General features: G+C 57.3%; 11 protein-coding genes. 9 read left to right on the top strand and 2 right to left on the bottom strand.

Translation table 11 applies throughout. The features are described 5' to 3' along the window. Positions 1-5 precede the first annotated feature (5 nt). Positions 6-806 (top strand): DUF1365 domain-containing protein, encoded by an 801-nt coding sequence (locus tag GQF03_RS11190; RefSeq protein ID WP_161339353.1) that lies wholly within the window; start codon positions 6-8, stop codon positions 804-806. Further along, positions 807-2,054: an SAM-dependent methyltransferase gene (locus tag GQF03_RS11185; protein WP_161339352.1), complete on the top strand. Its 1,248-nt coding sequence runs from the start codon at positions 807-809 to the stop codon at positions 2,052-2,054. It abuts the gene before it with no gap. Positions 2,055-2,072: 18 nt separating this feature from the next. Here GQF03_RS11185 and GQF03_RS11180 read toward each other — a convergent pair whose 3' ends face one another. Further along, positions 2,073-2,519, bottom strand: coding sequence for a nuclear transport factor 2 family protein (locus GQF03_RS11180; protein WP_161339351.1), 447 nt, complete (start codon positions 2,517-2,519; stop codon positions 2,073-2,075). Next, positions 2,516-3,265 (bottom strand): SDR family NAD(P)-dependent oxidoreductase, encoded by a 750-nt coding sequence (locus GQF03_RS11175; protein ID WP_161339350.1) that lies wholly within the window; start codon positions 3,263-3,265, stop codon positions 2,516-2,518. The genes GQF03_RS11180 and GQF03_RS11175 overlap by 4 nt, the downstream gene beginning before the upstream one ends. Before the next feature lie 214 nt (positions 3,266-3,479). Between GQF03_RS11175 and GQF03_RS11170 the strand changes: the two genes are divergently transcribed. The 7 genes from GQF03_RS11170 to GQF03_RS11140 all read left to right on the top strand — a co-directional run bounded on the left by GQF03_RS11170 (position 3,480) and on the right by GQF03_RS11140 (position 13,305). Continuing rightward, positions 3,480-5,069, top strand: coding sequence for an AMP-binding protein (locus GQF03_RS11170; RefSeq protein WP_161339349.1), 1,590 nt, complete (start codon positions 3,480-3,482; stop codon positions 5,067-5,069). 37 nt (positions 5,070-5,106) lie between these two features. Beyond that, positions 5,107-6,627, top strand: a complete 1,521-nt coding sequence (locus GQF03_RS11165; RefSeq protein WP_161339348.1) for an acyl--CoA ligase — start codon at positions 5,107-5,109, stop codon at positions 6,625-6,627. Continuing rightward, complete coding sequence (locus GQF03_RS11160) at positions 6,627-7,607, top strand: 2-dehydropantoate 2-reductase (protein ID WP_161339347.1); 981 nt, start codon at positions 6,627-6,629, stop codon at positions 7,605-7,607. Before GQF03_RS11165 ends, GQF03_RS11160 begins: the two co-directional genes overlap by 1 nt. A 155-nt stretch (positions 7,608-7,762) precedes the next feature. After that, complete coding sequence (locus GQF03_RS11155; RefSeq protein ID WP_161339346.1) at positions 7,763-9,487, top strand: gamma-glutamyltransferase family protein; 1,725 nt, start codon at positions 7,763-7,765, stop codon at positions 9,485-9,487. Then, positions 9,484-10,668 (top strand): GNAT family N-acetyltransferase, encoded by a 1,185-nt coding sequence (locus GQF03_RS11150; protein ID WP_161339345.1) that lies wholly within the window; start codon positions 9,484-9,486, stop codon positions 10,666-10,668. The genes GQF03_RS11155 and GQF03_RS11150 overlap by 4 nt, the downstream gene beginning before the upstream one ends. Before the next feature lie 2 nt (positions 10,669-10,670). After that, positions 10,671-11,483, top strand: coding sequence for a thioesterase domain-containing protein (locus GQF03_RS11145; RefSeq protein WP_161339344.1), 813 nt, complete (start codon positions 10,671-10,673; stop codon positions 11,481-11,483). After that, positions 11,476-13,305, top strand: a complete 1,830-nt coding sequence (locus GQF03_RS11140; protein ID WP_161339343.1) for an AMP-binding protein — start codon at positions 11,476-11,478, stop codon at positions 13,303-13,305. Before GQF03_RS11145 ends, GQF03_RS11140 begins: the two co-directional genes overlap by 8 nt. The last annotated feature ends 127 nt before the right edge of the window (positions 13,306-13,432 follow it).

Raw genomic sequence — 13,432 nt, 5'->3', positions numbered from 1 at the left:
CGACAATGCGAAAGAGTGCCCTTTATAACGGAACCGTCAGCCACCGCCGTCTTCAGCCTGTGGGGCATAGCCTGAATTACAAGATCTTCTATCTGCTGATAGACCTCGACGAACTCGGGGAAATCAGTGAGCATATTCCCTTTTTCTCGATAAACCGCCGCAATCTTGTTTCCTTTTCCGAGAAGGATTTCGGCGCCCGGAGTCCCGCTGATCTGAAAGCATATGTCCTCGACAGCCTGCTGCAGAACGGGCTCGATGGCGCGGTTGCTTCTGTCCGGCTTCTCTGCATTCCGCGAATTTTCGGATATTCCTTCAACCCCCTCAGCACATATTACTGCTTCGACAAGGACGAGAATCTTGTCGCCCTTGTCTATGCGGTGAGCAACACTTTTGGGGAGCGACACAGCTATGTCCTTCCCGCCTGTACGGCAGGCAGAAATGGCCTGATACGGCAGACATGCCGGAAGGAATTCTATGTCTCCCCCTTCCTGCCCATGAACTGCCGCTACGACTTTTCCGTCCTGCCGCCGGGCGAAACGATTGCCCTTTCAATCCGCCAGTTCACCGAGGAACAACCGATCCTGAACGCGTCCTTCGTCGGCGACCGCGCCCCCCTTGATCGCCGCCATCTTGCCGCCGCCTTGGTAAGGTTGCCGTTCAACAGCCTCAAAGTGATCGCCGGCATCCATTGGGAGGCGTTAAAACTCTTCCTGAAAGGAGTGAAGCTTGTGAAGCGATCAACGGAGAATGCGATACGCTTGCCCGAAGTCAACCCGCCTTTGATCGAAAAGACTCAGGAGAAATGAATGACTGACGTCACGTCGCAAACCCGCCTCATAGGGAGCGGTCAACAGGATGGAATTTCTGCGCAACTGCGATTGCGCGATCCGTGGCTGAAGGCGTTGACGATGGCGCTGTCTCGGCTCGCGGTCGGCCGCCTAGCGCTTACCCTGCCCTCGGGCCAGCAGATTTGCTTTGGCGAGAAAGACGACGATTTGCCGGAAGTCTCGGTTCAACTTCACCGCGCCCGTGCCGCCAAGCGGATTCTTCAGTCAGGTGGGATCGGACTTGGCGAGAGCTATATTGACGGTGACTGGTCTTGCGATAATGTGACGGGCCTCATAGAGCTGGCGCTCCGGAATGAAGCCGCCTTGAAATCCGCGATGGTCGGCAAATGGCTCTCCGGTTTCGTCAATTTCATGCGGCATCTGCGCGCGCGCAACAGCCGCTCGGGCAGCCGACGAAATATTGCCTATCACTACGACCTTGGGAACAGTTTCTACCGTCACTGGCTTGACGGGACCATGACCTATTCGGCGGCCTTGTTCGATCATCCGGACCAGCCGCTTGAAGAGGCACAATTGCAAAAATATCGGCGCATTGCCGATCTCGCGAACATCGGTGATGGCGCGAAAATTCTCGAAATCGGATGTGGCTGGGGCGGGTTTGCCCGTCTCGCCGCGACGGACTATGGCGCGACGATTGATGGCATTACGCTTTCCGAAGAACAGCTCGGCTACGCCAAAGCACAAGCCCGCCATTTAAGAATGGAAGATCAAACCAGATTCCATTTCCGCGACTATCGCGACCAGGCTGGAAGTTTCGATGCCATTGTCTCGATTGAAATGTTCGAGGCGGTGGGCGAAGAAAACTGGGACAGCTATTTTCAGACAATAAAACGCAACCTCAAGGACGGCGGACGCGCCGTCGTCCAGGTGATCACCATCGCCGATGACCGCTACGAAAATTATCGAAAGTCAGCTGATTTTATACAGCGATATATTTTTCCGGGCGGTCAGCTGCCGTCCAAGACCGCCTTCATCGATGCAGCCGCGAGGAATGGACTTACTGCACATATTGCGGAGGAGTTCGGCGCGGATTACGCTGCAACGCTAAAAATCTGGAAAGAGAAATTCCTTGAGAAATGGGACCAGATCGAGCCACTCGGCTTCGATGAGCGGTTCAAGCGCATGTGGGAATTCTATTTGCAATATTGCGAGGCCGGCTTTCGCCAGCAAACAATCGACGTCGTGATATTCGAAATCCACCGGTAATCACCCCGAATGGGAGGTTCAGGAAAGGCGCAGCCGGTTACGGACAAGCCTGATCAATGTGCCGATGACGGGAATCCGCCCATAGAAATGCGTCGCCGCCTCCCAGTAATCGATATGGCTGCAGACGCGGTCGGTCTCGTCGAAGCAGATTTCCGACAAACCGTCGAAATCGAACGCCCCGATCACCCGCGCGCTTCCGGTAAAGCGCCATTTCAAAATAGCCTTCGTGGCGTCCGGCGACCAGAATATGTCGCTGATTTTAAATGCGGGATTTTTCGTATCTTCAAACATCTCGCGGAACAGTCGTTTGACGTCACTCCGCCTCGTCAGCCGGTTAAAGGGATCTTCAAAAATCATGTCCTCGGCGGCGAGCCGGTCCAGATCGTCAATCGTCTCGGGCGTCAGCGCCTCGAAGTAACGGACATAATCATCAAGAAGACGGCGGCGGTTTTCAGGTATCGTCATCCACCTGTTCCTTTTCGTATGAGCGGCAGGGATATGGCATAAGGCAACATTCGGATAAACTTGAGGATACAGGCAAAGCGGCGTGGGAAGGCAATCTCGAAAGCGTTGTCTTCCATTCCGCGAATGATTCGGCTCGCGGCGTCTTCAACCTCCATCAGAAACGGCATTTTGAACTTGTTGCCGGCCGTCAGCGGCGTTTTGACGAAACCCGGATTGACCAGCTGTATCGTCACCCCGCTCCCCTCAAGCTCGACGCGTAACGCTTCGCATAAATTGATCAACGCCGCTTTGGACGGGCCGTAAGCCAGGGCAAGCGGTAGCCCCTGATATCCGGCTACCGAAGCCACGACGATTATCCGTCCGGCTTTGCGTTCAAGGAAACGGGGAAGAAGTTGCTCGATTACCCGGACAACCCCGAAATAATTCACATCCATCAGATGCATGGCTTTTTCGGCCGAGAAATGATCGAATGACATAGGCTGATAGGAGCCCGCATTCAGAAGGACGGTTTCGGGTCCTGCGTCAGCCGCGTAAAGCCGATCGACGGCGGCTGTGACCGACGCTTTGTCCGCCACATCAAGCGGGAGAGCAGAGAGCGCATCCGGTTTTGATGCCGCAAATTCCGCCAGCGCATCGGCGGTTCGCGCGCTAATGATTACGTTATTGCCGTTATCCGCGAGCTGCCTGGCGACTTCCCGGCCAATTCCCGAACTGGCGCCGACGATCCAGATGGAGTCGTTTGTCATGTTGCCGCGCCCCGGAAGCACCGTACGCCCCACGCGGTCCGTCCTTGTCTCGGCATCCGGCATCTCCTTAGTTGTTTCATATACCCATTTACGAACTCCCCGGCGAACCGGATCATTTCATGATGTGAAAAAGCAGGCCTTCCACAATACGGCGCTGGAATTTCCCGCGTTTCCTTCCTATGATTTTCAAAAAACAAGAATGAGGGACACGGGCATGACATTAATCACAGCGATTGAGCAATCCCACAAGGCAATGGTCGAAGGACGCGATATTCCCTGGCTACTCCGCCAGTGGGTGGAGCGTCGCCCCAACACGACCTTTCTGATCTGGGAACCGTTCGACGGTCAATCGGAAAGTTTCAGCTACGCGGAATTCAGCGCCGAGGTGGAGCGCGTTGCGGCGGCACTTCATAAAAACGGCGTGGCGTTCGGCGACAAGGTGATGCTGCATCTCGACAACAGCCCTGAATTCCTCATCTCCTGGTTTGCCTGCGCCCATATCGGCGCTGTGGCGGTATCCACGAACACGCGCTCCGTCGCCCGTGACATGACCTATTTTGCCGATCATGCGCAGATTGTCGCGGCCATCACCCAGCCCTCCTTCGCGAAGCTGGTATTTGAGTCGGCGCCAAACATCAAGTTTCTGTCTGTTACCGATAATGACGCGGGAGTTCCGGCGCCGGTTCCGGCGGACGTTCCGCATATCCTCTTCGCCGATCTGCGCGCCGAGACCAGCCCCTGCCCGACACGACCGACAGATCCCTTCGCGGATCTCGGCGTACAATTCACGTCCGGCACAACGTCGCGGCCCAAGGCGGTGCTCTGGACCCACGCAAATGCCATCTGGGGGGCGCAGGCAAATGTCGCGAATATGCGGCTTTCCTGTGATGATATCTGTCTTTGTTTCCTCCCGCTCTTTCATACCAATGCACAATCATATTCAATGCTGAGTATGTTATGGGTAGGTGGCACGGTTGTTGTTCAACCGAAGTTCTCCGCCTCCCGATTCTGGGATGTCGCGCGGAGAAATAAATGTACGTGGGCGTCCCTGATCCCCTTCTGCGTGAAGGCGCTGCTGGCGCAGGATCCACCGCCCGACCACAGCTTCCGCTTCTGGTGTCCCGCTGTGCGCCTTCCCGACGTTGAAGAAATTTACGGCATCAAGACCTATGGCTGGTGGGGAATGACGGAAACCATCACGCAAGGCATTGTCGGCGATATTGAACAACCCGGTCCGGCGATGGGCATCGGGCGCGTTGCGCCCGGATATGATATCGAAATCCGCGATCCGGACGGCAACCATATAAAGCCCGGAGAGCGCGGCCTCCTCTATATCCGCGGGGTACGCGGGGTCAGCATGTTCAAGGAATATTTCCGCAATCCCGAAGCCAATGCCAAAGCTTTCGATGCGGAGGGCTGGTTCGAAACCGGCGATGTCATCCGTATGGATGAAGAGGGAAATCTCTACTTCGGCGATCGCGAGAAGGACATGCTGAAAGTCGGCGCGGAGAATGTCGCGGCGTCCGAAATAGAAACGGTTGTCATGGAAACCGGCTGGATCGAGGAATGCGCCGTGGTCGGCCAGAAACATTACATGCTTGACGAAGTCCCGGTCGTCTTCGTCATTCCGAAGGCGGGCGCGCCGGAAAACCTGAAGGACAGCCTGATTGATGCCTGCCGGCAAAATCTGGCTGATTTCAAAGTCGTACGTGATGTTATCATCCTCGACGATTTTCCACGCTCGACGCTTGAGAAAATCGCCAAGAACGAATTGCGGGAAAGATTGCCGACGATTGAGGCGTAAAGACACGCCGGAATATTAAAAGAAAGAGATACCGTCAATGACTGATGCCAAAACCATGATTGAACTTATCACGACCGGCGCTGCGACAGATCCCGCGATCGGAGCGCCGGGGCGGGATGCGCTTAGCTATGACGGGTTTCGAAGCCTGGCGTCCGGCGTGATTGAACAGCTTAACGCGCTCGGTATCGGGCGCGGCGATCGCGTTGCCATCGTGCTCCCCAATGGCCCGGAAATGGCGAGCGCCTTCGTAACCGTGGCCTGCGCGGCGACGACCGCACCGCTCAATCCCGATTACAAGGCCGAAGAATTTGAGTTCTATCTTGATGATCTCAAGGCGAAAGCACTCCTTGTCGAGGAAGGAAGCGCCAGCCCGGCCATTGCGGTCGCGGAAAAGCTGGGCATTGCGATTATCGAGCTTGCCGTGCCTGAGGGCGCGGCGGCGGGCGCCTTCGTCTTGAAGGGGGAGCCTATCGGACAGGCATCAAAGTCCGGCGCCGCCGGGGCCGAAGATACGGCCCTTATCCTGCATACCTCCGGCACAACCTCGCGACCAAAAATCGTGCCGCTGAGCCACCGGAATGTCACCGCTTCGGCGCGCAACATCGCTCGATCCCTCGCACTGACACAGAATGACAAATGCCTCAATATCATGCCGCTGTTTCATATTCACGGGCTCATTGCGGCGGTATTGTCCTCGCTCCGCGCCGGGTCGAGCGTGACCTGCACGCCCGGCTTCAACGCGCTCAAATTCTTCTCCTGGCTCGACGAAGTGAAGCCGAGCTGGTACACCGCCGTGCCGACCATGCACCAGGCCATCCTCGCGCGCGGCGCACGCAATCAGGAGACGGTCGCCAAGGCAAAGCTCCGGTTCATCCGCTCATCCTCGGCATCGCTCCCGCCGCAGGTCATGAAATCGCTTGAGGAAATGTGGGGCTGTCCGGTGATCGAAGCCTATGGCATGACCGAGGCCTCCCACCAGATGGCGGCAAATCCGCTCCCGCCGGCAAAACGCATTGCCGGCAGCGTCGGCATCGCCTCGGGACCGGACGTCGCCATCATGTCGGAAGACGGACGATTACTGGGGCCCGGCGAGACCGGCGAGATTGTCATCCGCGGCGAGAACGTCACGAAAGGTTATGAGAACAATCCGAAAGCCAATGCGGAAGCCTTCACGGACGGCTGGTTCAGGACGGGCGATCAGGGGATTATGACGGCAGAGGGATATTTCACCATAACAGGGCGCCTGAAAGAGATCATCAACCGGGGCGGCGAGAAGATTTCCCCGCGCGAGGTGGACGAAATACTGATGAACCACCCGTCGGTCGAGCAGGCGGTCACCTTCGCCCTGCCCCACGAGAAACTTGGAGAAGACGTTGCCGCGGCCGTCGTCCTGAAGGACGGGCAGAGCGCCAGTGAGGCGGAACTCCGGGAATTTGCGGCAAAAAGCCTCGCCGCCTTCAAGGTGCCGCGCAGCATCACCCTGCTCGATGAAATTCCCAAGGGAGCCACGGGAAAACTGCAACGGATCGGCCTCGCCGAGAAACTGGGATTGGCATAATGAAAATCTGTATTTACGGCGCCGGTGCCATCGGCGGTCTTGTCGGCGGACTTCTTGCGAGAAAGGGCGATGCGGAGGTCTCGCTGATTGCTCGCGGCCCCCATCTGGCGGCCATTCGCGAAAAAGGCCTCCGGATAGAAGGGCCGGACGGGAATTTCACTCTCGATAACATCCGGGCGACGGACAATCCCGCCGAACTTGGGCCACAGGATTATGTGATCGTCGCGCTGAAGGCCCATTCCGTCGCGGCGATAGTCGATAAGATGCAACCTCTTCTGGGACCGGATACCGCCGTTGTCACCGCGCAAAATGGCGTTCCATGGTGGTATTTTTATGGGCTCAAGGGCGATAAGGAAAACCAGCGTGTCAAGGCCGTGGATCCGGAAGGGAAAATCTGGGACGGCATCGGGCCCGAGCGGGCCATCGGCGCCGTCATTTACCAGGCGGCGGACGTCCCCCGACCGGGGGTTATCGCTCATATGGCGGGCGACCGGTTTCCCGTCGGGGAACCCACGGGAGAACGGACGGAGCGCGTGAAGACGCTCTCCAGCCTTCTGATTGGCGCAGGGCTCAAGGCTCCGGTCCGGACCGATATCCGCTCCGATATCTGGGTAAAGCTCTGGGGCAATCTGAGCTTCAATCCAATCTCGGCGTTGACGCATGCCACGCTCGATAAAATCACGGGTAATCCGGAGACACGCGCGGTTGCGCGGCGTATGATGGTAGAGGCGCAAGCTATCGGCGAATCCCTTGGCGTCAAATTTGCAATTGACGTCGACAAAAGGATTGAGGGCGCCGCCGGGGTCGGCCCGCACAAAACCTCGATGCTGGTCGACATGGAAAGCGGCCGGCCGATGGAAATTGACGCACTCGTCACCGCTGTTCAGGAACTGGGCGCGATTACCGGCCATGAAACGCCGACCATCGATACGGTGGTTGCGCTGCTTCGGCAAAAAGCCCGATTGCTGGGCTGTTACTAGCCGAAATTTGCAGCTTTCTGCGTTCCTGCCAGCCCCCATTGATGTGCCATTAAAGAAAATTTTAACCCAATTTGCGCCATACTGCGGCAACAATCCGTGACCGGTCAGCTTGGAATATAAAATTGGGAAATAAAGCGAGCCAGAAGAGCGCAACTATGGCTACGAAAAACAACAGCTATGCGGTATCCGCGGGCCATGATCTGGCCGCCGGAATTGCCGCAGATATTCTTGATGTCGGCGGCAATGCCGTCGACGCCGGAGTAGCCGCCTCCATCGCGCTGACGGTTCTGCATTCCGAACAGGTCCAGTTCGGCGGCGTTGCGCCCATCCTCGTCTATCTCGCCGGAGAAGACCGCTGCTATTCCATTGAAGGCGCCGGCCGATGGCCCACCAGCGCCGATCCACAATATTTTGAAACCAACCATCGCGGCCGGATCCCGCAAGGCATTCTCAGGACCGTGGTTCCCGCGGCACCCGATGCCTGGCTCACGGCGCTCGCGCGCTTTGGCAGCATGAGTTTTGCCGATGTGGCGTCTCCCGCACAATCGCTGGCGAAAGAGGGATTCCCCGCGCATGAGGATCTTGCGGCCTGCTCCGCCCAGTTCCAGCGGTCGTACATGCGGATGGGCGAAAATGCCAAATTCTGGCTCGTGAATGACGCGCCGATAGACGTCGGCCACTTGTTTGTCCAGTCGAAACTCGCCGACTGCATTGGCACGCTTGTTGATGCGGATCGCAAAGGCAGCGCAAAAAAGGGACGAACCGGCGGACTTCAGGCCGTCCGCGATCTTTTCTACAAGGGCGACATGGCCAATATCATGATCCGTCACGTCAAGAATCATGACGGATGGCTGACGCATGCCGATCTGGCCGCCCACAAAACGCCCGTTGTATCCGCGACCACCGCAAGTGTTTTCAGCGGAACCCTCTTCACCCCCGGTCCCTGGACGCAGGCCCCCGCCCTGTCGCAGGCGCTGCAGATTCTGGACGCCTATGGGATCAGTAAATTACCTTCTTGCTCGGTCGATGCCTTTCACCTGATCATTGAGGCACTCAAGCTCGCGCTCGTCGATCGGGAGGCCTATTACGGTGATCCGGAATTCATCGATGTCCCATTGACGGAATTGCTGTCACCGGAATATACGAAAGCGCGCGCCTCATTGATCGACAAACATAAAGCCGCCAGCCCGCTCCCTCCGGCGGGGGAGTTTCGGGGGCACTCAACTGCCATGAGAAGCGGAATGACGGCACCGGAGACCGGGGAATTGTCACTCGATACCTCCGTAGCGGCCATTATCGACGGCGAGGGGAACATCTTTGCGTCGACACCAAGCGACGCATCCTTTGACGGACCCGTGGTCCCGGAGCTTGGCTTTGTTCTTTCCACTCGCGGTGCGCAAAGTTATGTCGCGGGTGATCATCCAGCCTCCCTCCGGCCCGGCAAACGCCCCCGCGTCAGCGCCTATCCGATGATATTTAAAACGGCCAACGGCGGCGTCATCGCCGGCGGCGGTCCCGGCGCGGACCTGCAATTGCAGGCGATGGCACAAACTCTCGCCGGACATATTGCCCAGGGTCTCCCCCTTGTCGATGCCGTTGCCGCGCCCCGTGTTTTTACGCATAGCATTCCGTCGTCAACCGAACCGCACCTCGCCTCAGCCGATAAGGTCATGGTGGAAGAGGCCATCAATGAAGATTTTCTGGATGCCCTGACGGCACGTGGCCACAAATCAGCGTTTGGTGCCGCAAGCGGTATCAGTCGCCCCTCCATCTGCCTTGTCGCCGATGATCCCAGCGACGGCCTGCAGGCTGTCGCCGACCCTCGCAGAGCGAGCGGTCAGCGCCTAAAGTCAAGCAAACCCGAGAGGACGGACAAATGAACGCCGTTTCGAATATTGACGGCTGGACCGTAACCATCCACGAAGCAATCTCCGATATCGCGCCCGAAGATTGGGATTTGTGCGCCGGACCGACCAATCCTTATGTTTGGCATCAGCATCTCCTCGCACTTGAAGAAAGCGGAATTGTCAGCACCGAAAACGGCTTTACTCCCCGCCATATCCTGATCCGTGATGCCATGGGCCAGGCCATCGCGGCGGCGCCGGCATATCTCAAGGAGCATTCGGAAGGCGAGCTTGGCGTCGATCTTGGTTTCGCTATGGCTCACGGACGCGCCGTCGGGCCCTATTATCCGAAACTGCAAGTTGAAGTGCCGATGACTCCCATCACCGGCCCGCGACTTCTTGTCCGCGAAGGTGTTAATGAAACACGATCACGCAGTATGCTTCTTGAAACGCTTAAAAAGCTCGCTGAAAAAGAAAATGCCTCTTCGGTCCAGATTGCTTATATGACGGCGGTGGACAGGGATGCCACAAACGCCGCCGGTTTTTTGCAAAGCGAAGGCAACGTCTATGTCTGGCGCCAGGCCGGAGACAAAAGTTTCGAAGATTTCCTGACGCGTATGAATAAGCGAGGCCGACATCGCATTCGGAAGGAACGCCGCAAAATCAGCGAACAAAACATCTGCTTCAAACGTTACTGCGACAAATCGGTTATCCCGGAACTGGCGCCCTTATTCTTTAAACTATATCAGTCGACATACGATTATAATCATACGAAAATTTGGCATAATAAGGCCTATTTCGAACAATTATTTCGGACCATGCCAGAGAACCTCGAACTTACTATCGCCTATCTGGGAACGGAACCGGTCGCGGCGCAGCTCACGTTTATTGCCCCCGACAAGCTCTTTGGTCAACATTGGGGACATGACGGGACAATCCGCTTTCTCCATTTCGAACAAGGGTTATACCAGACCATCGAATACGCGATTGAAACAGGCGTAGAGGCGGTTGATTTCGGAACGACCGGCGAACATAAAGCGGAACGCGGCGTGGGGCTTGAAGCGACCTACAATGCCTTCTGGTTTCGCGAACCTGAATTTAACGAGATTGCCGAAGCCGGCCTCAAGCGAAAATGCGATGCCGCCGAAATTGAACGCACCACCGGCAATGCGCGGCTCCCTTTTCATAAAGTCGCGCACAAGGAAAACGGGATTTGAATATGCAAATGACCGCGCCCGAAATGCCGCGCACTATTGTCCGGATGAACAAGACGGCGAAGGCCGGCAGTCTTGTGTTTCTGCCAGATTTTGGCGGGAATGTGATCTATGCGCAACCGCTGGTGCGGGCACTTGTGGAAGACATTTCCTGTTACGGCATGCGTCTTGCGCCGGAGATGGTGGAAAATCTTGATAGATTGAGCCTTGTCGATATTGCAAAACGCTTCGCAGAGGACCTTCGACGCGCAAATCTGCCGCAACCCCTTCATATCGCCGGATTTTCTTTCGCCGGTCTGCTTGCTTTTGAGACAGCACGGCATGTAAATGATCCGGCCGCAAATGCGGGACAGCTGATTATTCTCGACATGCGCATCCAGCCAAGGGAATTCCTGGCCCGTCTGAGACTCTATCCCGTGCAGGAATTATTCTATTGCGCCCGCTTTATCGCACATAACTGGAAACGTCTTTTACCCGGGGGGCAGAACCCGTTGATCCTGCATCGCTATGGCCAGATCAGAATGGATCTAAGCCGGCATGCCGAAGCACACCGGATGATTATTCGCCAACTCTATGGAAAGATGGCGACATACCGACCCCGCCCCTGGACCGGCTCAGCAACTGTCTTTCGCGCAATGGATTTACGCTGGGGTCATCGTCTGGATGACCTGGGCTGGTCGTCCATGATCGACGGTCCCTTATCGCTGATAACCGTGCCGGGCGATCATCTGACCATGCTCAGCAATCCGGACAATGCGGCGGTTCTGGCCGGCAAGCTACGACAACTGTTAACAAATAAGGAACAAGACAATGTTTGAGATGCCGATCAATCCTGGCATTCATCCCTTCGATTTTTTCTGCGCCCGTTTCGACGCGGCACTCGGCGAGAACCGCCAAAAGCCGTTTGCTGACCTCGCGAACGGCTCCCTCACCTATCGCGATCTCGCGACCGATATTGACCGCCTCGGGACAGCCCTCCTTGAATTCGGCCTTACGCCCGGAGACCGCGTTCTGATCGTCTCCAAGGACGAGGATGCGACGGTGAAATATTTCCTCACCCTACTCCGTGCCGGCATCACGCCGGTCATCGGCGATGCGCAAACAACCGGGCCGGAACTCGCTGAGCTGATCGGCGTTTGCGATCCCGCCGCGCTCTTCGCAGATGAGAGCATGATAACGGCCGCCAATCTGGATGGCGTGATGGCGGCCCCCCGTATCCGGAAAATCAGGGAATTCTTGTCGGCCGCATTGGCGGATACGGACCCGGTGCCATGGCCGGACGCCGGACAAAAACCGGACGTCGCGCTTCTGGTTCTGACCTCCGGGACAACCTCGACGCCGAAGGCGGTGGAACTGACTTACGAAAATCTGATCGCGCAGCTTGCCATCTTTGCGGATGTCTATGGCTTTGATAGCGAAATGCGGCTGCTGAATCTGCTCCCGCTCCATCATGTGGACGGACTGATCCGCGGTCCCCTATCCGCCCTGTGGTTCGGCGGTTCGCTCTACCGGCGCATTCCCTTCTCGGTCCAGAATGTTCCGACCATCCTCGATGCGATCCGCGCCGAGAAGATAACCCATTTCATTACGGTGCCCGCCATGCTCCGGATCGTGGCGCGCCTTGCCGGTGATCGAAAAGACGCCTTTCAAGGAGATCATTTCCGCTTCATTCTCTGCAGCGCCGACCTCCTTGATGCGCAGCTTTGGAGCCACGTCGAGGAGACCTTCGGCGTACCCGTCGTCAATGCCTATGGCCTGAGCGAAGTCGTTTGCGACGCGCTTTTTGCCGGACCTGCGGACGAGACGCGGCGGATAGGATCGCTCGGTCGGCCCTATGGCTGCACCGCCGCCGTCCTTGATGACAATCTCCAGCCGGTTGCGGAGGGGGAATTCGGCGAACTCGTCCTATCCGGGCCGACCATCATGCGCGGCTATTTCAACGCGCCGGAGATAACGGCGGGAGTCCTGCGCAACGGCGCCTTTCATACCGGCGATTATGTCCGGGTTGGCAGCGACGGAGTTTATGAGTTTGTCGGCCGGAAGAAAACGGCGATTGTCTCTGCGGGCGCGACGATCCATCCGGAATCGATAACAATCGTCCTCTCGACGATGCCGGGCGTTGCCGAGGCCGTTGCCTTCGGCCTTCCCGATGCAACACGCGGAGAGAAATTGGTGGCCGCCCTTGCGCCGCAGCCCGGACAGACGATTACCGCCGCCGACGCCTTCGCCTTCTGTCGTCAGCACTTAAGCGCCGAGCGAACGCCCGCCGAATTCCGGATCATGGACGCGTTACCGCGAGGTGCCTCCGGCAAGGTCCAGATGGCGGAGCTGAAGGCGCTTGCCGCTAAGGCAGCGCCTGAGGTCGACGGAAGCGGAGCGGAAGCCGTCGATGACACCGCCAGTCTCGAAGAAAAAGTCTGCGCGGTCGCCGCCAGCTGCTTCAACGTCGATGCTTCGGGCCTGTCGGCCGACTCGACGCCCTTCAATACGGACGGCTGGGATTCCCTCGCCCATATGGCCTTGATCGAGGAGTTGGAATACACCTTCGACATGCAGTTTTCAGCCGCCGAAATCGCCGGAATTGCCTCTCTCGGCGATGCGATGGAATTTATCGGCGCGGCGTTGAAAGACCAGGCTTAATCCAGCTCGCCTTTCTTCATTTTATTTTCCTGCTGCCAGTCTGTCGCCATTGACGCCCCGGCGCGCCCGGGCGTAGACTGGTGCCCTATTTGTCGCCGAAAAAAAGAATAATCAGGACCGGCAAGGT

It is taken from the genome of Sneathiella chungangensis (assembly GCF_009882935.1).
Lineage (GTDB): Bacteria > Pseudomonadota > Alphaproteobacteria > Sneathiellales > Sneathiellaceae > Sneathiella > Sneathiella chungangensis.
Note: the sequence above shows the minus strand (reverse complement) of the source record. Positions and strands in the feature narration are given on the sequence as shown.

Coding starts and splice junctions, on each gene's coding strand:
- GQF03_RS11170 (WP_161339349.1), top strand. CDS start 3,480: ATGACATTAATCACAGCGATTGAGCAATCCCACAAGGCAATGGTCGAA.
- GQF03_RS11165 (WP_161339348.1), top strand. CDS start 5,107: ATGACTGATGCCAAAACCATGATTGAACTTATCACGACCGGCGCTGCG.
- GQF03_RS11155 (WP_161339346.1), top strand. CDS start 7,763: ATGGCTACGAAAAACAACAGCTATGCGGTATCCGCGGGCCATGATCTG.
- GQF03_RS11140 (WP_161339343.1), top strand. CDS start 11,476: ATGTTTGAGATGCCGATCAATCCTGGCATTCATCCCTTCGATTTTTTC.
- GQF03_RS11175 (WP_161339350.1), bottom strand. CDS start 3,265: ATGACAAACGACTCCATCTGGATCGTCGGCGCCAGTTCGGGAATTGGC.
- GQF03_RS11160 (WP_161339347.1), top strand. CDS start 6,627: ATGAAAATCTGTATTTACGGCGCCGGTGCCATCGGCGGTCTTGTCGGC.
- GQF03_RS11190 (WP_161339353.1), top strand. CDS start 6: ATGCGAAAGAGTGCCCTTTATAACGGAACCGTCAGCCACCGCCGTCTT.
- GQF03_RS11185 (WP_161339352.1), top strand. CDS start 807: ATGACTGACGTCACGTCGCAAACCCGCCTCATAGGGAGCGGTCAACAG.
- GQF03_RS11150 (WP_161339345.1), top strand. CDS start 9,484: ATGAACGCCGTTTCGAATATTGACGGCTGGACCGTAACCATCCACGAA.
- GQF03_RS11145 (WP_161339344.1), top strand. CDS start 10,671: ATGCAAATGACCGCGCCCGAAATGCCGCGCACTATTGTCCGGATGAAC.
- GQF03_RS11180 (WP_161339351.1), bottom strand. CDS start 2,519: ATGACGATACCTGAAAACCGCCGCCGTCTTCTTGATGATTATGTCCGT.